The 20,880-nt window shown below is 47.4% G+C and carries 22 protein-coding genes and 1 pseudogene; all 23 read left to right on the top strand.

The window, feature by feature from the left end; translation table 11 throughout:
• Nucleotides 1-11: 11 nt before the first annotated feature.
• Complete coding sequence (gene murD, locus FYJ53_RS19435) at nucleotides 12-1,388, top strand: UDP-N-acetylmuramoyl-L-alanine--D-glutamate ligase (RefSeq protein ID WP_013380831.1); 1,377 nt, start codon at nucleotides 12-14, stop codon at nucleotides 1,386-1,388.
• The gene (gene ftsW, locus FYJ53_RS19440) at nucleotides 1,388-2,503 is read left to right on the top strand and encodes a putative lipid II flippase FtsW (protein ID WP_154557682.1); all 1,116 of its coding nucleotides are present in this window, start codon (nucleotides 1,388-1,390) and stop codon (nucleotides 2,501-2,503) included. The genes murD and ftsW overlap by 1 nt, the downstream gene beginning before the upstream one ends.
• A complete protein-coding gene (gene murG, locus FYJ53_RS19445; protein WP_013380829.1) occupies nucleotides 2,500-3,606 on the top strand; it encodes an undecaprenyldiphospho-muramoylpentapeptide beta-N-acetylglucosaminyltransferase in 1,107 nt (368 codons plus the stop codon). The genes ftsW and murG overlap by 4 nt, the downstream gene beginning before the upstream one ends.
• A 52-nt stretch (nucleotides 3,607-3,658) precedes the next feature.
• The gene (locus FYJ53_RS19450; protein WP_013380828.1) at nucleotides 3,659-4,435 is read left to right on the top strand and encodes a cell division protein FtsQ/DivIB; all 777 of its coding nucleotides are present in this window, start codon (nucleotides 3,659-3,661) and stop codon (nucleotides 4,433-4,435) included.
• A gap of 32 nt (nucleotides 4,436-4,467) precedes the next feature.
• The gene (locus tag FYJ53_RS19455; protein WP_154557683.1) at nucleotides 4,468-5,166 is read left to right on the top strand and encodes a DUF881 domain-containing protein; all 699 of its coding nucleotides are present in this window, start codon (nucleotides 4,468-4,470) and stop codon (nucleotides 5,164-5,166) included.
• Nucleotides 5,167-5,175: 9 nt separating this feature from the next.
• On the top strand, nucleotides 5,176-5,904 hold the full coding sequence (locus FYJ53_RS19460; RefSeq protein WP_013380826.1) for a DUF881 domain-containing protein: 729 nt from the start codon (nucleotides 5,176-5,178) through the stop codon (nucleotides 5,902-5,904).
• A 31-nt stretch (nucleotides 5,905-5,935) separates the two neighbouring features.
• Nucleotides 5,936-6,247: pseudogene (locus FYJ53_RS21560) on the top strand (small basic family protein); the annotation flags it as partial.
• A gap of 311 nt (nucleotides 6,248-6,558) precedes the next feature.
• Nucleotides 6,559-7,653 carry a cell division protein FtsZ gene (gene ftsZ / locus FYJ53_RS19470; RefSeq protein ID WP_090412843.1) on the top strand — a complete coding sequence of 365 codons (1,095 nt, stop codon included), beginning with the start codon at nucleotides 6,559-6,561 and terminating at the stop codon, nucleotides 7,651-7,653.
• Between the two features lie 9 nt (nucleotides 7,654-7,662).
• A complete protein-coding gene (nrdR, locus tag FYJ53_RS19475) occupies nucleotides 7,663-8,118 on the top strand; it encodes a transcriptional regulator NrdR (protein ID WP_038351403.1) in 456 nt (151 codons plus the stop codon).
• A 16-nt stretch (nucleotides 8,119-8,134) separates the two neighbouring features.
• Entirely contained in the window at nucleotides 8,135-8,662 is a 528-nt protein-coding gene (locus FYJ53_RS19480) for an NUDIX hydrolase (RefSeq protein WP_070081243.1), read from the top strand.
• Between the two features lie 107 nt (nucleotides 8,663-8,769).
• A complete protein-coding gene (gene lysA / locus FYJ53_RS19485; protein ID WP_148430010.1) occupies nucleotides 8,770-10,047 on the top strand; it encodes a diaminopimelate decarboxylase in 1,278 nt (425 codons plus the stop codon).
• Nucleotides 10,048-10,049: 2 nt separating this feature from the next.
• Nucleotides 10,050-10,685, top strand: a complete 636-nt coding sequence (locus tag FYJ53_RS19490) for a site-2 protease family protein (RefSeq protein WP_013380819.1) — start codon at nucleotides 10,050-10,052, stop codon at nucleotides 10,683-10,685.
• A gap of 1 nt (nucleotide 10,686) precedes the next feature.
• Nucleotides 10,687-11,418, top strand: coding sequence for a ScpA family protein (locus FYJ53_RS19495; RefSeq protein WP_013380818.1), 732 nt, complete (start codon nucleotides 10,687-10,689; stop codon nucleotides 11,416-11,418).
• The gene (gene scpB / locus FYJ53_RS19500) at nucleotides 11,419-12,030 is read left to right on the top strand and encodes an SMC-Scp complex subunit ScpB (RefSeq protein ID WP_013380817.1); all 612 of its coding nucleotides are present in this window, start codon (nucleotides 11,419-11,421) and stop codon (nucleotides 12,028-12,030) included.
• A complete protein-coding gene (locus tag FYJ53_RS19505; protein WP_195840282.1) occupies nucleotides 12,027-12,752 on the top strand; it encodes a pseudouridine synthase in 726 nt (241 codons plus the stop codon). Before scpB ends, FYJ53_RS19505 begins: the two co-directional genes overlap by 4 nt.
• Nucleotides 12,745-13,140, top strand: a complete 396-nt coding sequence (locus FYJ53_RS19510) for a hypothetical protein (protein ID WP_013380815.1) — start codon at nucleotides 12,745-12,747, stop codon at nucleotides 13,138-13,140. Before FYJ53_RS19505 ends, FYJ53_RS19510 begins: the two co-directional genes overlap by 8 nt.
• Nucleotides 13,094-13,705 (top strand): class I SAM-dependent methyltransferase, encoded by a 612-nt coding sequence (locus FYJ53_RS19515; RefSeq protein WP_187367988.1) that lies wholly within the window; start codon nucleotides 13,094-13,096, stop codon nucleotides 13,703-13,705. The genes FYJ53_RS19510 and FYJ53_RS19515 overlap by 47 nt, the downstream gene beginning before the upstream one ends.
• Nucleotides 13,706-13,719: 14 nt before the next feature.
• Complete coding sequence (locus tag FYJ53_RS19520) at nucleotides 13,720-14,643, top strand: MurR/RpiR family transcriptional regulator (RefSeq protein WP_227930313.1); 924 nt, start codon at nucleotides 13,720-13,722, stop codon at nucleotides 14,641-14,643.
• A gap of 8 nt (nucleotides 14,644-14,651) precedes the next feature.
• Entirely contained in the window at nucleotides 14,652-15,890 is a 1,239-nt protein-coding gene (locus FYJ53_RS19525; RefSeq protein ID WP_148430015.1) for an NAD(P)/FAD-dependent oxidoreductase, read from the top strand.
• Between the two features lie 10 nt (nucleotides 15,891-15,900).
• A complete protein-coding gene (gene cmk / locus FYJ53_RS19530) occupies nucleotides 15,901-16,560 on the top strand; it encodes a (d)CMP kinase (protein ID WP_148430017.1) in 660 nt (219 codons plus the stop codon).
• On the top strand, nucleotides 16,550-17,125 hold the full coding sequence (locus FYJ53_RS19535) for a 1-acyl-sn-glycerol-3-phosphate acyltransferase (protein ID WP_090412819.1): 576 nt from the start codon (nucleotides 16,550-16,552) through the stop codon (nucleotides 17,123-17,125). The genes cmk and FYJ53_RS19535 overlap by 11 nt, the downstream gene beginning before the upstream one ends.
• 17 nt (nucleotides 17,126-17,142) lie before the next feature.
• Nucleotides 17,143-19,335, top strand: coding sequence for a bifunctional 4-hydroxy-3-methylbut-2-enyl diphosphate reductase/30S ribosomal protein S1 (locus tag FYJ53_RS19540; RefSeq protein ID WP_090412815.1), 2,193 nt, complete (start codon nucleotides 17,143-17,145; stop codon nucleotides 19,333-19,335).
• Nucleotides 19,336-19,469: 134 nt separating this feature from the next.
• Nucleotides 19,470-20,879, top strand: coding sequence for an amidophosphoribosyltransferase (locus FYJ53_RS19545; protein WP_090412812.1), 1,410 nt, complete (start codon nucleotides 19,470-19,472; stop codon nucleotides 20,877-20,879).
• Nucleotide 20,880: the final 1 nt, after the last annotated feature.

Below are 20,880 nucleotides of genomic sequence, written 5' to 3' on the forward strand. Positions count from 1 at the left end.
CGTAAGTACAATTGAGTGAGAAGATTTTAGTGATAGGGGCTGCCCGCAGCGGTGTGGCGGTTTCAAAGCTTTTAATGGATTGCGGCAAGAGCGTAATACTGACCGATAATCGTCCTGAGGACGTGGTTCTGGCAGAGTTTCCCCAGGTGCGGGAGACCTTGGCAGAGCTTGAGGAAAAGGGCATCAAAACCATTTTTGGCAGACAGATCGATACCAGGGTTATCAATGAGATTGACCGTGTGGTCACAAGCCCGGGCGTGCCGTTAACCATTCCAATCATTGCCGAGGCATACCGCTGCGGCGTTCCTGTTATCGGCGAAGCTGAGCTGGCGTACTGTATGACAAAGGCCCCCTTTGTAGCCATCACCGGCACCAATGGCAAAACCACCACCACCACACTCACGGGTGAGATCTTTAAAAACAGCGGCCGGAAAACCTACACGGTGGGCAACATCGGAGACCCCATCAGCAACTATGTGATGGAAGCAGCGCCCGAGGATGTTTTTGTGGCAGAGATCAGCGCGTTTCAGCTTGAGACCATCAATAAATTCCGGCCAGTCGCTTCGGCCATTTTAAACCTGTCGCCAGACCATATGGACCGGTATGGCACCATGGAAAATTACATTGCCGCCAAGGCCCGCATTTTTGAAAACCAGCGCGGCGAGGACTTTCTGGTGCTCAACGCCGATGACGAGCAGGTCTGTGAGCTGGGCCGCCAGGCACAGTGCCGGAAGTACTATTTCAGCCTGGATAAAAAGGTGGCACAGGGCGCCTATGCCATGGACGGCGGTATTTTTATCAATGACAATGAATCGGTCATTCCCATCTGCCGCATCGAGGAAATGGGCATAAAGGGCCCTCACAACGTACAGAACGCTCTTGCGGCCACAGTGCTTGCTTATTTTATGGGCGTGGACGTGGTCAGCATCGCAGAGACGCTGAAGTCCTTTGGCGGGGTCGAACACCGGCAGGAATTTGTGGCGACCATCGGTGGCGTGGATTATATCAACGATTCCAAGGGCACCAATACCAACGCGGCCATCGTGGCACTGAACGCCATGACCAAACCGGTCATCCTCATCGCCGGGGGCTACGATAAAAAGGAAGATTACAGCGAATTTATCGAAGTGGTCTGTAAAAAGGTGAAACGCATGGTGCTAGTCGGAGCGACCGCGCCGCAGATCGAGGCGGCAGCCGAGAGCCAGGGCTATTACAGCACCGTGCGTGTGGGCGATTATGACGAGGCGGTCAAAGTCGCCTCGGAGTGTGCCGCTCCCGGCGATGTGGTGCTGCTGTCACCGGCCTGTGCCAGCTGGGATATGTTTGACAATTTTGAAATCAGAGGACAGGTCTTTAAGGATTTAGTGAAGCGAATCGGGAGTAACTGATGAAAAAAGGAAAAGTAGACAGGCCGTTTGTCATCGCTCTGTTGATTTTGGTAGGCTTTGGCCTCCTGATGGTCTTTAGCGCCAGCATGTATTCTTCAACAGTCGACGGCAGCAAGGGCTACTCGCTCTTTCTCAAGCAATTTGGGTTTGTGGCGCTGGGGCTCGTTGTAATGGGCTTTATGAGTAATATCGATTATCGCAAATACAATCATAAGAAAATCAGCATGATTTTGCTGGGCGTGACGGTCTTTCTGCTGCTCCTTGTATTGATGCCGGGCATCGGGGTAGAGGTCAATGATGCCAGGCGGTGGCTGAATGTCGGCATCGGCCAGTTCCAGCCCTCAGAGCTCGCAAAGGTCACAGGCATTCTCTACCTTTCCTCACTGCTCGCGCGGGAGCCGGAGGTACTAAACGGGAGCACCTGGGAATTTACAAAGCAGTGTATAGCGCCGATTTTCCTGATCTGCGGCATCACCGCCATTGAGCCCTCGCTGAGCGCGGCCATGGCCATTGGCTTTGGTATGGTGGCAGTGCTCTATTTTGCAGGGGTGCGCTTTAAACGCTTTGCGCCTTACGCGGCAGTCGGCGTGGCAGGCGTCGTTGTGCTGATGATCATCGAGCCCTGGCGCCTGGAACGCTTTAATGTATTCTTGGGCCGCGGGAGCGTTGACTATCAGATCACCCAGTCACTCTTAGCCATTGGGACTGGCGGCATTTTTGGACAGGGGCTGGGCAATGGCAAGCAGAAATTTCTGTTCCTGCCAGAGCTCCAGAATGACTTTATTTTCGCCAATATCGGCGAGGAGTTCGGCCTTATCGGCTGTGTCTTTGTTCTGGGTCTTTTCGCCTTTATTATCTGGCGGGGCTTCAAAATTGCCAACACGTCGCCGGACCGGTTCGGTTACCTTTACACCAGCAGCGTCATGCTGCTGCTGGGCTTTCAGGTGTTTGTAAACGTGGGGGTCGCCACCTCGGTCATCCCGGTTACCGGGATGGCGCTGCCCTTTGTCAGCGCTGGCGGTACCTCGATGGTGGTGCTCTTTGCCATGCTGGGGCCCATACTCAATATTTCAAGGCAGGCGGACCTGCGTAAAAGGAAAGGGAGAAGAAAATGAAAATATTAGTAGCGGCCGGCGGCACCGGAGGCCATATCTATCCGGGCCTGGCCATTGCGGATAAACTAAAAGAGCGCCTGCCTGGTGCCGAGATCCTTTTTATTGGCTCCCAGGTGGGCATGGAAAAAAACATTGTGCCCAAGGAGGGCTATCCCATTGAGTACATCCGCGTCCGCGGTTTTGAACGTGAGCTGTCGCTGGAAACGCTGGCGGCGGTCAAGGGGATCTTTGACGGCATCTCAGATTCAAAAAAGGTTTTGAAAAGGCATCAGCCGGACCTGGTGGTAGGGACCGGCGGCTTCACCTGCGGCCCGCTGCTTCTCGAGGCAGCAAAGCGGGGCATTCCCACCATGATCCACGAGCAGAACGCCTACCCGGGCAAGACCAATCGGATGCTGGGGAAAAGGGTGGACCGTGTGGCCATCAGCTTTAAAGAGGCCGCCGAGTATTTTCCGGAGGACAAGACCTTTCTGGCAGGCAACCCGGTGCGCGACGTGTTTAAACAGACAGACCGCAATGCCCTCAGAGATAAGCTTGGCCTGAAGGAGAACCAGCGTCTGGTCGTCATCATGGGCGGCAGCCAGGGGGCAGGGAGCATCAACAATGCGGCCGCTTCGTTTATCGCCCGGAATGCAGATAACCCGGAGATGGTTGTCTATCACCTGACCGGGAGAGGACAGTACGATAAAGTCCTAGAAAAATTAAAGGAAAATGGTGTAAAATTAGATGATTGCCGTAATATAAACGTATTAGCCTACAGCAATGATGTCCACACCCTTATCGGCGCAGGAGATTTAGTTGTCAGCCGTTCTGGGGCCATGTCGGTGGCTGAGATTGCCGCGGTGGGCATTCCATCCATTTTGGTGCCCTACCCAATGGCCGCCGGAAACCATCAGGAATTCAATGCCCGTGTTATTACCGATAACGGCGGCGGTATCCTGATCCATGACGCCGAGCTGACCCCGGACCTGCTGGCCGAAACCATTCCGGCCCTGCTCCGGGATGAAAAGGGGCTTGAGAAAATGCGGAGGGCCACAAAAGAACGGGCAATACTGGACGCAGGTGACCGGATTTGTGCAGAAGCTTTGAAGCTGATCAAATAAATTGAACAAAAACAAATAAAAAGGGTGACAAAAACCGGTAAATGGTGATAAAATGGATGAAAAGCTGCAAAGACGTAAAAAATTAAAAAAAAATAAAAGGAAAAGACTGCTAAAATATGTTACACTATTAGTGGTTGCTGTTTCTATTTTATTTGTCTTTATTTTTGTCATGGCAAGCGCCATTTCCGCCGGTGTGTTTAACATCAAGCATATTGAAGTAATTGGGAATGAAGTTGTCGATAGCGAAACAATTGTAGAAACTTCAGGAATCAATGAAGGTGAGAGCATTTTTTGGGTAGATTTAAATAAGGCTCATTATAATATTGAGGAACTCATAAATGTTGAAAAGCTGGAGATTACAAAAGTCATGCCGGACAAAATCGTGATCAGGGTAAAGGAAGCACCGGCAATCTGCGCGGTTAACTATGACGGCAAGATCAATTATATCAACCGTGAGGGGCTTCTGGTTGAGCGCAGCGAGTACCTGCGAAAAACGGATATCCCCATTGTTACGGGCTTCACGGATATTACCATTGATAAAATCGGGCATCCGGTCACCTTCAATCCGGACTGGAAGTTTGACACAGTCATGGAGATTCTGAAGACCTTTCAGAATGACGGAAACCTTGCGAAGATTTCGGAAGTGGGTATTACGGAAAATAATACTTATCGGATCATTACAAAAAATAATGTGGTTATGACCGTGTCGGATCTGGATAACTTTAAAGGCTCTTATGATTATATCAATACGGTTTTTGCCGAGAACAAGAGCAATCTGGACATCAATCTGACCACTGGCGGTAACAAACCGATTCTGAAACCAAGATAAACTGAGGTGAAGGCTTGAAGCGAAAAGGCAGTTTGGCGATTGCGCTAATATGTATTTTTGTGGGTGTTTTGATTATCCTTCAGATGAAAACAGTCGACCAGTTGGGCGGGACGGTTGATTCCGAGCGCGCCGGCGACCTGGCTGCTGAGGTAAAAGCCCTTGAAAACAAAAATGACGAGCTGAACAACCAGCTCGAGGATCTCGAAAAACAGCTGGCAAACTATGAATCGGATGCCGCTGGAACCGATGATGTCATAAAGAAAAAACAGAAGGAAATGGAAAAGGAACGCGTGCTTGCAGGTGTGACGGATGTGACGGGCTCAGGCCTGGTCATCACCATTGATACCGACAGCACAGATTACGACGCTTCCCTCTATTCCAAAAGCTCCGATCTGCTGCTCTCACTGGTAAACGAGCTGAACGCAGCAGGTGCCGAAGCCATTTCCATCAATGGCGAGCGTTTGATTAATACTTCGGAGATCCGCCAGGCGGGCTCCTATATTAATATTAACCGTAACAAATACGGTGCACCCTTTGAGGTGAAAGTCATTGGCAATCCTCAGGATCTGTCCGCTGCCATCAAAATGCGGGCTGGTGTTGTGGATGTCATGCAGTCCAATAAGCTGAAGGTTTCTATTTCACAGGAAGACAATGTTCTGGTAAAGGCCTACAGCGGTGTGATTGACTTTAAGTATGCCAAGCCGGCCTCAGGCAGTGGGGCCAGTGAATAGCGGTGGGCTATGAAGAATATAAGTGAAAAAGCCATGAACCGGATACTGGTTTTGGTCTTTCTGGTGGTTGGCATCGGAATGGCTCTGATCGTTAAGGAGATTGGCTCAAAAGACATTCCGGCCCAGCGTACCTTTGTCAACGCGAAAACCCTGTACAATCAGGAGCTTGAGGAGGATAACCTCAAGGTCAAAAATGAGGAGCTTGGCAAAAAAATAGCAGCTGAGCAAAAAAGACTCGACACCTACGAGGAGGCCCGGAGGGCCATCGAGGATGAAGGGTCAGTGGTCGATACTGTCGGCCAATATCTGGATGCAGAGCTCGAAAACTATAAAATGGCAGACGGTTCTGTGCCGATCCAGGGACCTGGCATTGTCATCACGCTGGAAGACAGCGACAAAGCCATCGAACCTGGAGAAAATCCCAATAAATACCTGGTGCATAACTCAGATGTACTGGCAGTCATCAACGAACTGAAGGCAGCCGGCGCAGAGGGAATCCAGCTCAATAAAATGCGCGTGACAAGCAGCAGCAACATCGACTGCGGCGGCGCGGTCATAAATGTGGATGATGAGATTTCCTCACCTCCATTTGTGATTGAAGCCATTGGAGACCCTGAATCCATGTATATTTACTTAAATTCTGATGAAAGTGTTATTCAACTGTTGAAATATTGGGAAATAAAGGTTAATATAGAAAAGTCAGAATATTTACTACTCAACAAAAGTAATAAACTGTAATTTGATTTTTTGCAGAGAAACGGGGACAACGATGCTATATCCATTAATAGGGCTGCTTGCAGGGCTTTTAATCGGTGTTGTTTTGCCTTTTGAAATACCGCTGGCATATTCATCCTATCTCTCAATCGCGATACTCGCTTCGCTGAATTCAGTATTTGGCGGCATTCAGGCAGACCTGGAAGGAAAATTTGACCAGAAACTGTTTATCACCGGTTTTTTTGGCAACACCATTTTAGCGGCGCTGCTGACCTATATCGGTGACAGGGTAGGAATTCCAATTTATTACGCAGCAATCTTTTATTTTGGAACCAGCCTGTTTTCAAATTTTGCGAAGATCCGGCGTTATTATTTCCGGTCTGGCAGCAAAGAATCAGATCCTAAAGCGATTTCAAAGGAGCAGAAGCATGGTCATTCAACCGGCCATAAGGCTGAGCCTATAGAAATAATACATTCCACGACCGATGATTTGGACGAGACAGAGGACTATGAGGAAGAAGACTACGATGCCGTCGAGCTTGACGAGAACGGCTACCGCGGAGACGCTTCCGACGAGGATGAAGTCTTTGAAGATGATGAAGAACTGGATGAAGAACAAAAAAATGATGATAAAAAACAAACTAAGAGTTTCTTACGTGAAATAGAGGAGGAAGAAAAGTGATTGAATTAGATGGCTACAATGATAATTTTGCGAGAATTCGTGTAATTGGTGTTGGCGGCGGCGGGAACAATGCCGTTAACCGCATGATCGAATCCGGTCTGAAGGGTGTTGACTTCATATCCATCAATACTGATAATCAGGCATTAGCCCTGACCCTGGCTGAAAAACGCCTTCAGATTGGTGAAAAGACCACCGGCGGTCTTGGTGCAGGCGGTAACCCGGAAATGGGTCAGAAGTCTGCGGAAGAAAGCCGTGATGCCATTGCAGATTTAATTCAGGAAACAGATCTGTTATTTATCACTGCTGGTATGGGCGGCGGAACCGGTTCCGGTGCTGCGCCGATCATTGCAAAAATTGCCCGTGAAATGGGAATCCTGACCATTGGTGTTGTCACCAAGCCGTTCTCTTTTGAAGGCCGGGTCCGTATGCGCAACGCTCAGATTGCCAGTGATTTCCTTCAGGACAATGTCGATGCGCTGGTGACCATTCCAAATGACCGCCTGTTAAGAATGGCGGATAAGACCACTTCTTTAAGAGACGCTTTCAAACTGGCAGATGATGTCTTATTACAGGGTGTTAAGAGTATTTCTGACCTGATCTCTATGCCGGGTCTCGTAAGCCTTGACTTTGCTGATGTTAAGACCATCATGAAGGATGCTGGTCTGGCGCACATGGGCGTTGGCCGTGCCTCCGGTGAAAACCGTGCCGAAGAAGCAGCAAAAGAAGCAATCTTAAGTCCGCTTCTGGAAACCGAAATCGACGGTGCTACCGGCGTGCTCTTAAATATTACTGCAGGCGAAGACCTGTCACTCTTTGAAGTGGACAGAGCCGCTACCATTGCGAGAGAAGCTTCTGACGAAGACGCCAACGTTATCTTTGGTGCGACCATTGATGAAAGCTTTGGCGACGAAATCCAGATTACGGTTATCGCCACTGGTTTTTTACCGGCAGAAGAAGTGGAAGCTAAAAAAGCTGCTATTCTGAACAGCGCAAATGCTGCTGCTGCAAATACAACTGCTAAGCCTGAAACCAAAACAACCAGCGGTGCTGGCGAATTTGCGATTCCTGGATTTTTAAGCAACGAAGACTAAGGTGTCTGAATGAAGTGTCCCTTTTGTGATTATGACGAAAGCAAAGTAGTTGATTCACGACCTGTTGAAGAAGGCACTATGATTCGTAGAAGAAGGGAATGCATCCGATGCGCCAAAAGGTTTACAACCTATGAGCGGATTGAAAACATTCCCTTGATCGTTGTTAAAAAGGGCGGCCAGCGTGTCCCCTTTGATAAAAATAAAATTTTGAACGGGATGATCAAAGCCTGTGAAAAACGTCCGGTCCCCATCGACAACATCCAGCGTGTTGTTGACTTGATGGAGAAGGAGCTTTATCAGGTTGAAGATAAAGAGGTGGAATCATCCTATATTGGAGAGCGCGTTATGGATGCGCTTAAGGATATCGATCAGGTGGCCTACGTTCGTTTTGCATCAGTTTATCGTGAGTTTAAGGATGTCGAGTCCTTTATGGATGAACTGAACCGCCTAATGTCTGAACGCTGAAGGCGTGGAGTAGTGAATGAAATTTTTTGAAAAAACCATTGCGTCCAAAGAGATTTATAATGGACGTATCTTAAATTTAAAGGTCGACGAAGTCGAGCTTCCGGATGGAGGGACCTCTTTCCGGGAACTGGTAGACCACAAACAGGGTGTCGGTATTCTGCCTGTCAGAGGCAACCGGATTATTTTTGTGCGCCAGTTTAGAAAGGCCATCGAAAAAGTGATCCTGGAGATACCGGCAGGTCTGGTTGAAGTGGGTGAAGATCCAAAAGAGGCAGCAGTGCGGGAGCTGCAGGAGGAAATTGGCCTGAAGCCCCTGGATTTGCACTTTTTAGGAGAAATGTGGCCCTCGCCGGGATTTACCAATGAAGTGACCACTTTATTTATGGCGTCTCAATTTGTTATTGAGCCGAGAAAACAGGATGATGATGAATTCATCGAAATTGTCGAAATGCCTATACGGACAGTCCGGGCGCTTTACCTTAAGGGGAAGTTTTCAGACGCAAAGACTGCCTGTGTTTTAGGTCGCTTTTTTTCTCTTATGTAAATAAAATCATCGAGGTGGTCTTTTATCATCTGTGTCGCACACAGGATAACAGATCACTTTTCTTATTATTTGTAACAAATAAATTAAAGCTTTTAAGGAGAAACTGAATGACAGAAAATTTTGTATTTTCCGGTCATGACACAGTAGCGTTAGCGCAGAAATACGGCACGCCGCTTTATGTTATGAGCGAAGATATTTTAAGAGCCAACATCAACCGTATTAAGGACGCCTTTGAATCAGCAGGCGCGGTCTATGATGTGAACTATGCCGGCAAAACCTTTTTAAATATGGGAATGTGCCGGATTATTGAAAGTGAGGGCATCTCTCTGGATGTGGCCTCAGGCGGAGAACTCTATACGGCTGTGAAAAGTGGTTTTAATCCTGCCCGTATCTGCTTTCATGGGAGCAATAAAAACCAGGCCGAGCTGGAAATGGCGCTTGGCTACAAGGTAGGCCGTATCGTCATCGACAGTGAATGGGAGCTGGAGCGGCTGCAGCTTTTGACTGAGGAGCTTGAGCAGCCTGTCAAGGTGCTGTTTCGGGTGTCTCCCGGAATCGAAGCCCATACCCATGAGCTCATACAGACTGGGAAGCTTGACTCCAAATTTGGCCTGCCATTGAGCCAGGCCCGTGAGATTATCGGCCGCACAAAAGAAATGAACTATGTGGAGACTGTCGGCATTCACTGCCACATCGGCTCTCAGATTGCAGATGAAAAGCCTTTCTTACTGGCTTCGGAAGTCATGCTCGATCTTTATAAGGCATTGCTCTCCGATGGCCTTAATCTGACTGAGATTAATCTGGGCGGCGGCTTTGGTATTCCTTACTTGAAGGAAGATCCCAGTTTTGATGTTACCAGTTATATTCCTAAAATGGTCGACCATATGCGTGAGATGGCTGAGCAGAGAGAGGTTCCGATGCCTAAAATCGTGGTAGAGCCTGGCCGTTCAGTGGCTGCTCCGGCGGGCATTACCTTATATACAGTGGGGACCGTCAAAGAAATCCCGGGACTCAAAAAGTACGTGAGTGTTGACGGGGGTATGGCAGATAATCCTCGCCCGGCGCTTTACGGTGCGGACTATGATGCTGTGATCTGTAATAAGCCACAGGATGAAGCATTGATGGAAGAGGTAACAGTCAGCGGTAAAGCGTGTGAGACAGATACTTTAATTAAATCCATTAAGCTGCCGTCTCCCCAGCCAGGCGATACGCTGGCAGTGCTTCATACAGGCGCCTATAATTATTCGATGGCCAGCAACTATAATCGTTTTAGAAGGCCGGCTGTTATCCTTTTGAAGGGCGATCAGTCAGCAGTCCTGGTTGAACGTGAAAGCTTTGAGGATCTGGTCAAAAATGACAGGATTCCCTCCTGGCTAGAGGACTGATTATGTTTAGTGCGAGCTATTTTATCAACCTGCTGCTGAGCCTGCCCGGCATCTTAGTCGCCATTTCTTTTCACGAAATGGCTCACGGCTATGCGGCGGACGCCATGGGCGATCCAACCCCGAAGCTGGCGGGACGCCTGACTGTTAATCCCCTTAAGCACATTGACCCCATCGGTTTTATCAGTATGCTGCTTTTTCGTTTTGGCTGGGCAAAGCCTGTGCCGGTTAATCCGAATAATTTTAAAAACCATCGGAAGGGAATCATTGTTGTCAGTCTGGCGGGCTGCTTCACAAACCTTTTGTTAGGGTTTATTTCGCTCATTGCGATCTACGCGGTTTCGCCTTTTGCCAACGTGTATCTGCTGCAGATTCTGCAGTATCTGTACCTGTATAACCTGATGTTTGCAGTCTTTAACCTCATTCCCATTCCACCCCTCGACGGGTCGCAGATTCTGGCTGAGTTTTTGCCTTATAACGCAAAACAGAAGTTCTACCAGTTTTCACGTTATGGGATGATCATTCTGCTGCTGCTGGTTGTATTTAATGTGTTTGGTCTGATTATTACACCCATCATCAACGGGATCGATGGGTTATTCAGAATGATATTAAACCCACTTTTTTTAATGCTTTGGTCATAAAATGAATAGTTATGAAGTCAGTTTAGAGAAATTTGAAGGTCCTCTGGACCTTCTCATTCATTTAATTCAAAAAAACAAAATTGATATTTACGATATTCCCATCGCAGAAATCACAAACCAGTATCTGGCCCATATTGAGAAATGGCGTGAACTGGATATGGAGGTTGCCAGCGAGTTTGTGGTTATGGCTTCCAAGCTTTTGGAGATTAAATCCAGAATGCTTCTGCCAAGAGCAAAGGATGAGGAAGAGGACGAAGAAGACCTGAAAGAGAAGCTGGTACGGCAGCTTATAGAGTATAAAATCTTTAAAAATATCAGCACTTATCTGGAAGAACGGGAGTGCGCGGAGCTTCATGCCGTCTATAAGGATCCGGAATATATCCCAGTTATGACCCAGGACGCCGAGGTTGAGATCAACCCTGAGGATATTTTTAAAGCATACTCCAACATATTTTCCCTATACAACGATGAGATTGAGTTCAAAGATTTTTCTCAGGAGATTGTAAGGGAAGTTTTTACTGTAGAGGAAAAAATTGAGTACATCGAGCACCAGTTTGAGCTCAATCGCTCTGGAGAACTCCATTTTTCAGAGCTGTTCAGAAAAAAAGTCAGCCGGGGAGAAGTTGTTGTAACCTTTCTGGCGCTTTTGGAGATGTATAAAATTAATAACATACGGCTTTTTCAGAACCGTGTATTTCAGGAAATTATCATCAGACAGAGGACAGAGGAATAAATGCAGGAACTTTCAAAGAGTAATAAAAAGCGTCTAAAGGGAATCATCGAAGGCATCCTTTTTGCCGCCGGTGAGCCCGTCGCGCTGCGTGAGCTTGAAAAGGCGATGGAGCTGGACGGGAACACCATTCAGGCCCTTATGTCAGAACTGGAAAAGGACTATGGCAGTGTGGAACGAGGGCTTCGCCTAGTGCAGGTCAATCACACATGGCAGCTGTCCACAAAGCCTGAACATTACGATTTTATCCGTCAGGTACTGGGGCAGCAGGAGGCCACAGGGCTGTCCAAGGCGGCTCTTGAGACGCTTTCGATCATTGCCTACCGCCAGCCGATTACCCGGATCGATATTGATAATCTGAGAGGGGTCAGCTCCAACAGTTCTGTTCAGCGGCTCCTTGACCGGGGGCTGATCAAGGAGGCTGGCAGGATGGAAGCGCCGGGTCGGCCGATTCTCTATAAAACAACCCCCGCCTTTTTAAAGACCGTTCATTTGAAGCATATCGAGGATTTGCCGGCTTTTGAGCAGTTTGCTGAGGGAGAACAGCAGAAAATCGATATCTCCGCTTCTATGGCGGAAAATATGGAAATAAACACAGTTGAGGAATTGAATTGAGATTACAGAAATATATGGCCCAGTGTGGCGTTGCTTCAAGACGTAAATCCGAAGAGATGATTGCCGCAGGCAGGGTATGTGTCAACGGTGAGGCAGTGCTGACACCAGGGCTTCAGGTAGACCCGGAAGCCGACACGGTTACAGTGGATGGCAAAACCATCGCGGAGGATAAAAAAATTTATGTGCTGCTGAACAAGCCAAAAGGTGTGGTTTCTACCTCGGCAGACCGCCACACCGACCAGACCGTGATGGATCTGCTGCCCATTAAGGAGCGGCTGTTTACTGTGGGGCGGCTGGATAAGGATACGGAGGGGCTGCTGATTTTAACCAATGACGGAGACCTTACCTTCAGGCTGACACACCCCAGCCATGAGTTTAACAAAATTTATGAAGGGCTGGTAAAGGGGATCCCCAGTGCCGGGGAGCTGAGGCTTTTTGCTGAAGGTGTCCAGATCGAGGATGATGACCATACGCTGCATACCACTGCGCCCGCTTCTGTGCAGGTGTTAAAGACTTACAGAAGCACAGCCCTGCTTGAAATGACGATTCATGAGGGGAGGAAGCGCCAGATTCGTAAAATGTGCGCGGCAATCGGCCATCCCGTCATTCACCTTAAGCGGACAGCCATTGGCAGTATTACCTTAAAAGGGTTAAAAGCGGGTGAATGGCGTTATCTTACTGAGGAAGAAATACGTTATCTGAGGGGAGAAAAAGATGATTAAAATTGTGATTCCTAAAAGTTTTGAGGTGGTCGCCCCTTATTTTAAGGAGCCCGAACACAGACGGAGCCTTTATATGACAGCCATGGATGACGAAGCGCTTCTTGCTGTTGCCCGTTTTATGGCAAAAGGTGAAACAGCAGAGATCTATGATATTTTAAATATTAAGCCGGAGGTGCCAATGGCGGTGCTGGACGGTTTGATCCGCACCACGCTGTTTCAGGCGGCTGAGCTTGGGTGTGAAGCCTGCAGGGTCTACAATGTGCCGAAGACACTGAAGGCGTATTTTGAAGGCCATCAATTTAAGGACTGCGGTGAGTACATCGGCCATGACGCTTATGTCGATGAATTTTTTAAGCCGTGTCCGGGGTGTGCCGGTGCCGTCGATTAGTGAATTCAGAAGAGTGACCCTGCTGGCAGGAGCCCTGATGGCCGGGCACTTATGCGTGGGAGACTCCGCTGTCGACGCGACCGCCGGGACAGGCGCAGATACCTGCCTGCTGGCCCGTAGTGTAGGGGCGTCTGGAAAGGTCTATGCCTTTGATGTCCAGGAAGAAGCCCTGAAAGAAACCGAGCAGCGCCTGTCGGATGAGGGGTTAAGAGACCGGGTGCTTCTTTTTCACAAGGGTCATGAAACAATGGGCAGTATACCAGAACTTTGTCAGGACTCTAAGATAATGGGGATTATGTTTAATTTAGGGTATCTGCCTCATGGAGACAGAGAAATTGTTACAAAGACAGATACCACACTGGCAGCTCTTGAAACCAGTGTAACCCTGCTGGCGCCAAAGGGGCTGATGACGCTTTGCCTGTACCGGCATCCAGCCGGACTGGAGGAGAGCATGGCCGTTGAAAAATGGTGCGCGCAGCTTGGAGCTGGTTTTAATGTGCACAAACTTGAGACAATCAATAAAAATAATCCGCCTTATTTAATTTTGGCGGAAAAGACAAAATGAGGCAGATAACGGAAATGAATCAATCATCGGATACGAAACAAGACAGCAAACCGGAACTAAGGGATATTTTTGCAGAGATTAAGGAGCGCTATAAAGGCCTGAGCAAGAGCCATAAAAAAATCGCAGCTTTTGTGATGAAAAATTATGAAAAGGCTCCGGATATGTCCGCCATCAAGGTGGCGCAGCATGTCAAGGTCAGTGAAGCGACGGTTGTGCGCTTTGCGCTGTCTTTAGGCTATGAAGGCTACCCTGAGTTCAGAAAGGCCCTTAAAAATGAAATAAACAGTAAATTGACGACCGTTGAGCGCATCAACATGACGCTGGGTGACGAGGAAAAAGAAAAGCTGATGCAGCGCTCTGTGGCCGCGGTGCTCAAGAGTGATATCAACAGCATCAACGGAACCCTTGAATCCTTTGACTATGAAGCGCTCAGGCAATGCGTCGACCTGATCCGCGGCGCAGGCAAGGTGGTCATTATCGGTTTCCGAACCACCAGTCTGCTGACCGAGCATCTTGGCTATTACCTGAACCTGATCCTGGATGATGTCCGGGTAATCAATCACGGTGTAACAGACATATATGAGCATTTGATCAAAATTGGTGAGGGTGACGTGGTCATTGCCATGAGCTTCCCGCGATATGCGCAGAAAACCTATGAGGCTGTAGAATTTCTTAAAAACCGGGGTCCTAAGATCATCACCATATCAGATAACGAGCACGCGCCCATCAATGAGTTTGCCGATCACAAGCTCATTGCCAAGAGTAATGTCTACTCCTTCGTGGATTCTCTGGTGGCGCCGTTAAGCCTGATTAACGCGCTGGTAGTGGCCGTCGGTTTTAAAAATATCAAGGAGACAAAACAGACCTTTAACGAGCTCGAAGAAATCTGGAAAGAACATTATATTTACACCGGTGACGAGTTTGTCAAGGATTTATAGGAGAGAAAATGAAAAAAACAGCCATTATCGGCGGCGGACCGGCAGGGATGGCCGCAGCCATTGCCGCGCTGCGCTCAGGCCAGCAGGCAGACCTTTATGACCAGAATGAAAAGCTGGGCAAAAAGCTGTACATTACCGGCAAAGGCCGGTGCAATCTGACCAATCACTGTGATATCAGTGAATTTTTTGACAGCATTGTCACCAACAAGAATTTCCTTTATTCAGCCCTCTATACCTTTACCAATGACGCGCTCATGGATTTGATGGAAGAAAACGGCTGTCCCCTTAAAATTGAGCGGGGCGAGCGGGTCTTTCCAAAGAGTGACAAGTCCAGCGATGTCATTAAAACCTACAGGAAAATTCTGGAGCGCGAAGGGGCACAGGTTTTCCTGAACCAGCGCATTGCCGCCATCGAGACAATAAAGGGCGATGATGGGGCAAGGGTTACAGGTATCCGTTTTGAAAATGGAAGAATCGAAAACTATGATCGGGTCATCCTAGCCACCGGCGGCAGAAGCTATATCTCAACAGGTTCTGACGGCTCCGGCTTTAAAATAGCCAGAGCGCTCGGGCACCGGGTAACACCGCTGAGGCCGTCACTGGTGGGTGTTAATACCCAGGAGGCATGGGTGCCGGAGCTGCAGGGCCTCTCCCTTCGCAATGTGGGGCTGACCATGAAACAGGGCAGGAAAAAGATCCGCCAAGAGGCAGGGGAGATGCTCTTCACCCATTTTGGTGTTTCCGGTCCGCTGGTACTTACCATGAGTGCTTTTATGAAGCCGCCATATGAGGACTATACATTGACCATTGATTTGAAGCCTGCTCTCAGCATGGAACAGATGGATGCGCGGCTGCAGCGTGACTTTGAAAAATACCATAACAAGCATTTTATTAACGGTTTAGTTGATTTATTACCTTCAAAAATGATTCCGGTTATGGTAAAATGTTCAGGGATTCCAGAAGATAAAAAGGTGAATCAGATCACGCGGGAGGAACGCAGGCATCTGGCAGAGCTTTTTAAAGGGCTGGTGCTCCACGTGACCTCGCTTCAGGATATCAATACCGCCATTATCACCTCTGGCGGAGTGGACGTCAAAGAGATCGACCCGGGCACCATGGAATCAAAACTTGTCCGGGGGCTTTATTTTGCCGGCGAAATGATTGACGTCGACGCCCTGACCGGAGGATTTAACATACAGATTGCCGCCAGTACCGGATGGCTGGCAGGCTTATCGGGAGAAGATTGAGGAGAGCTTTATGCAAATTGCGATTGACGGCCCCGCCGGGGCAGGAAAAAGTACCATTGCGAAAATAATTGCAAAGGAATTGGGTATTCTTTATTTAGATACTGGCGCCATGTACCGTGCCATCACCTATGGTGTCTGGAAAAATAAAATGGATTTTTCGGATCAGAAAGCCATCGCCAAATTTACAAAAGAGAACACCATCGATTTTAAAGGGAAAGATGTTTATCTGAGCGGAGAGAAGGTTACAGAAGAGATCCGCCTGCCCTTTGTCAGCAGGCACACGTCAGATGTTGCCTGTATTGGTGAAGTCCGCAGACTGCTGGTCGGCCAGCAGCAGAGCATTGCAGGCAGCCATTCTGTTATTATGGACGGCAGAGATATCGGATCTGTTGTGCTTCCAGAGGCAGACTATAAGTTTTATCTGGATGCCAGCATTGATGAACGCGCCAGACGGCGCGCCATTGAGCAGCAGTCCAGGGGAATCGATCAGGATTTTGACAGTATCCGTGAAAGTATTGCGGTTCGCGATTACAATGACAGCCACCGTGATGAAGGGCCGCTGGTCTGTACAGAGGATGCCATTGTGGTCGATACGACAGGCAAAAGCATCGATGAAGTCTGCCAGGTAATCTTAGATAATATCCGGGGAGGAAAGGCCCATGTTTTATAGATTCGGAAGAGCCCTTATCAAGCTTTTAAACCTTATTCTGTATAACATCCATGTGGAAGGGGAAGAAAACATCCCGGAGACAGGCGGAGTTGTCCTTTGCCCCAATCATATCAGTAATTATGACCCTCTGGCAGTGGCGACCCATATGAAGCGCCAGGTGCATTTTATGGCCAAGGCCGAGCTTTATAAAAATTTTATTGTCAGAAAGGTGCTGCTTGCCGTGGGCACCATTCCAGTCGACAGGGGAAAGGTTTCATTGGAAACACTAAAGGAATCCTTAAGAGTTCTCAAAAATGGTGAGATTCTGGGCATTTTCCCGGAGGGGACCCGTGTAAAAAACGGCGAACGCAGGAAACCAATGGAAGGTTTCGTGGTGTTTGCCCTAAAAACCAAGTCTCCCATCCTGCCGGTACATATTGAAGGTGAATACAAATTTAGAGGTAAAATAAACATAAAATTCGGAAAACCCATTGAATTAAACGAATATTATGGAAAAAAAGTGAAACCTGAAGAAATGTCAAAAATAAGTGAAAAAATTATGGACATTGTCTATGATTTACAATAAAATAATGGAGATAGACTATGCAGATTATCATTGCCGATAAGGCAGGCTACTGCTTCGGAATTGAAAATGCCATGAAAATGGTCGAGGATACTCTGGCAAACCACCAGAATCAATCAATCTATACCCTGGGGGATATATCCCATAACCGTCAGGAAATGGATCGGCTGATCGGCCGAGGGGTTGTCAAGGCGGAGACCATCGATGAAATAGACCATGGCTGCGTCATCATTCGTTCTCACGGTGTGGGGAAGGATGTGATTGAGGCGGCTGAGGCCAAGGGCCTTGAAATTGTCAACGCAACATGTCCTTTTGTGAGGGCGATGCAGAAAAAAGTTGAGGATTACTACGAAAAGGGCTACCAGATTGTCATTGTCGGCAATCGGGATCACCCGGAGGTCGTTGGCGCTACAGGCTGGTGCAATAACGAAGCAATTGTTATAAACGACATAAAAAGTGTAGAAAATTTAAAAAAATATGATAAAATATGTGTAGTGGCGCAGACGACGATCATTGAGGCTAATTTCAACAAAATTACAGAAGCCCTGAAGTCAAAAGCGGATGAAATTGTTATATTTAATACTATTTGCAGTGCAACAGCTGAAAGACAAGCGGCTGCGGCAGAAACTGCAAAGGTAGTAGAATATATGATCGTAATAGGCGGATATCATAGTTCCAATACCCAAAAATTATTAGATATCTGTAAGACCTATTGCAAAAACACTTGTCATATAGAAACAGCCGGAGAATTAGACCCTAATGAGATTAAGAAGTATCAAACCATCGGAATCACAGCGGGCGCATCAACACCGGATTGGATCGTTAAGGAGGTAACGGAAAGTATGGAAGAAAACAAATTGGAACAAGAACAAACTCAAGAGGTGGTTCAGGAAACAGAAGCTGCTAAAGTGCAGACAGCAAACGAAATTGCAGACGCTAATTTCGATTTCGCAGCTGAAATTGAAGAATCCCTCAAACCAATCAGAAAGGGTGCCCCAGTAGAAGGTGAAGTAATTCACATTGACAATGATGAAGTTATTTTGAATATTGGATACAAGGCAGATGCAGTCATTAAGAAGAATGACTTCACATGGAAACATGATGAAGAACTGGCAGACCTTGTCAAACTTGGTGATAAAGTCAATGCTATTGTGACCGACTTAAATGACGGTTCTGGCAGTGTTAAATTGTCTAAGATCAAATATGACAATCAGGCAGTTCAGCGTCAGTTAGCAGAAGCCTTTGAAAATAAAACTGTTTTAGAAGGTAAAGTAAAAGGCGTATCGGGCAGTGGTCTCATTGTTGATATCGGGTTTACAGATATCTTCATGCCAGCATCCCAGTATCATGTGCGTTATGTCAAAGATCTTGAATCTTTAATCGGCGAAGACGTTAAAGGTATCATCATTGACTACAATGCAAAGAGAAGAAGAGCCATCTTATCACAGAAGGTTATTCTTGAAAAAGAAATCAAAGAAAAACAGGCTGCTTTAAGAGAAGCCAAAGAAAAACGTTTTGACGAGCTTGAAGTCGGCGATATCGTGGGCGGTACCGTTAAAACCATCACTAACTTTGGTATCTTCGTAGACTTAAACGGAATTGATGGTTTTGTACACCGTTCTGATTTAACCTGGGAAAGAGCTAACGAACCAAAAGACCTGGTAGAAAAAGGTCAGGAAATCGAAGCAAAGGTTATTTCCAAGAACGACGAAGACAAGAAGATCAAACTGAGCGTTAAGGCTCTTAAAGAAAGACCTTGGGAAGAATTCGTTAAAAACTATAAAGTGGATGACGAAGTTGAAGTTAAGATCACAAACGTACTGGATTTTGGTGCTTTCGCTGAAATTCTGCCAGGCGTTGAGGGCTTAATCCACGTTTCTGAAATCAGCTATGATCGAGTAGAATCTGTTGCAGCTGTTCTGAAACCAGGCGATGTTGTTAAGGTTAAAATCATTGGTATCAATACTGAAAAAGAAAAAATCAGCCTGAGCATCAAAGCAACCTTAGAAGCACCTGAAAGACCTGCAAGACAGAAAAAATCAGATTCTTCTTATGAAAGATCCTCTTCACCAAGATCTGACGCGCCAAGAAGAAGACCACAACAGAATAAGAATAAAACTGTTTATGAAGAATCAGCTAATGTAACCTTAGGTGATGCTTTTGGTAATCTTTTTGAAGGTCTGTCATTCGATGACGAAGACGACGATAAATAAGCAATAAGAACATAAGCCTCTCTGGAAAACCGGAGAGGTTTTTTTCTGGTTAGGGCTTTTTATTAACAGGGCCTTAGTATATAATAGTACTATGGAATTTTTTGATAACATGAATAAAGTGGAGGAGAAAGACTTTGGGAGGAATTTTTGGAGTTGTATCTAAAAAAGACTGTGTAGAAGATTTATTTTTCGGAACAGATTATCATTCACATTTGGGAACCCGCAGAGGAGGCATGGCCGTCTACGATCATGAAGAAGGCTTTGACCGGGCGATTCATAATATAGAGAATTCACCCTTCCGTACAAAGTTTGAACGCGATGTACAGGAAATGAAAGGCCAGATCGGTATTGGCTGTATCAGTGACAGCGACCCGCAGCCGCTTATTGTCCGCGCGCATTACGGCAATTTTGTATTGACCACCGTTTGCCGGATTAACAACGCCGATGATATTGTGGAGCGGGTATTGTCCAAGCACCGTGCCCATTTTATGGAAATGAGCAGTGGAAAGGTAAATGCCACTGAACTGGTCGCTTCAATCATTGCCGCCAGGGATAACCTTCTGGATGGGATTAAAGCAGCACAGGAAATGGTGGATGGTTCCCTGACCATGCTCATTATGACGAAGGACGGCATTTACGCGTCCAGAGACCGCCTGGGGAGAACGCCTCTGATTATCGGTAAGAGGGATGATGGTTATTGTGCGTCCTTTGAATCCTTTGCTTATCAAAACCTTGGCTACAGTGACGCTTATGAGCTGGGACCAAATGAAATAGTTTATATTACAGCTGACGGATATGAGACGGTATCGCCGGCAGGTAAGGAGATGAAAATCTGCGCCTTCCTGTGGACTTATTACGGTTACCCAACCTCCACCTATGAGGGGGTAAATGTGGAGGCAATGCGCTACCGCTGTGGCGAAGCTCTGGCAAAACGTGACACCGATGTGCCAGTTGATTCAGTCGCCGGGGTTCCGGATTCCGGAATTGCACATGCCATCGGCTATGCCAACGAGTCAGGCATTCCGTTTTCAAGACCGCTGATTAAGTACACCCCCACCTGGCCAAGAAGCTTTATGCCGCCAACACAGAGCATGCGGCATCTTATCGCTAAGATGAAGCTTATTTCAGTCGATGCCCTGATCAGGGATAAAAGACTTTTGTTTATTGATGACTCCATTGTGCGCGGAACGCAGATGAGTGATACCGCCAGCCACCTGTTTAACAACGGTGCCAGGGAGGTGCATGTCCGCTCAGCCTGTCCGCCGATTATGTATGGCTGCAAGTACCTGAATTTTTCGCGTTCAACGTCAGAATATGATTTGATCACCCGCCGTATTATCCGTGAACGTGAGGGAGATAATGACGCAGAGGTCGTAGCAGATTATGCAGACCAGAATTCTCAGAATCATAAGGAAATGGTTGACACGATCTGTAAGCGGCTTAAATTTACTTCACTCAAATATCATGAGCTGGAGGATATGATCGAGTCCATCGGTATCGATCCCTGTAAGGTCTGTACCTATTGCTGGAACGGTAAGGAATAGC

The sequence above is a fragment of the Eubacterium sp. BL-380-WT-2B genome, assembly GCF_009696115.1.
Classification (GTDB): Bacteria; Bacillota; Clostridia; order Eubacteriales; family Eubacteriaceae; genus Eubacterium; species Eubacterium callanderi.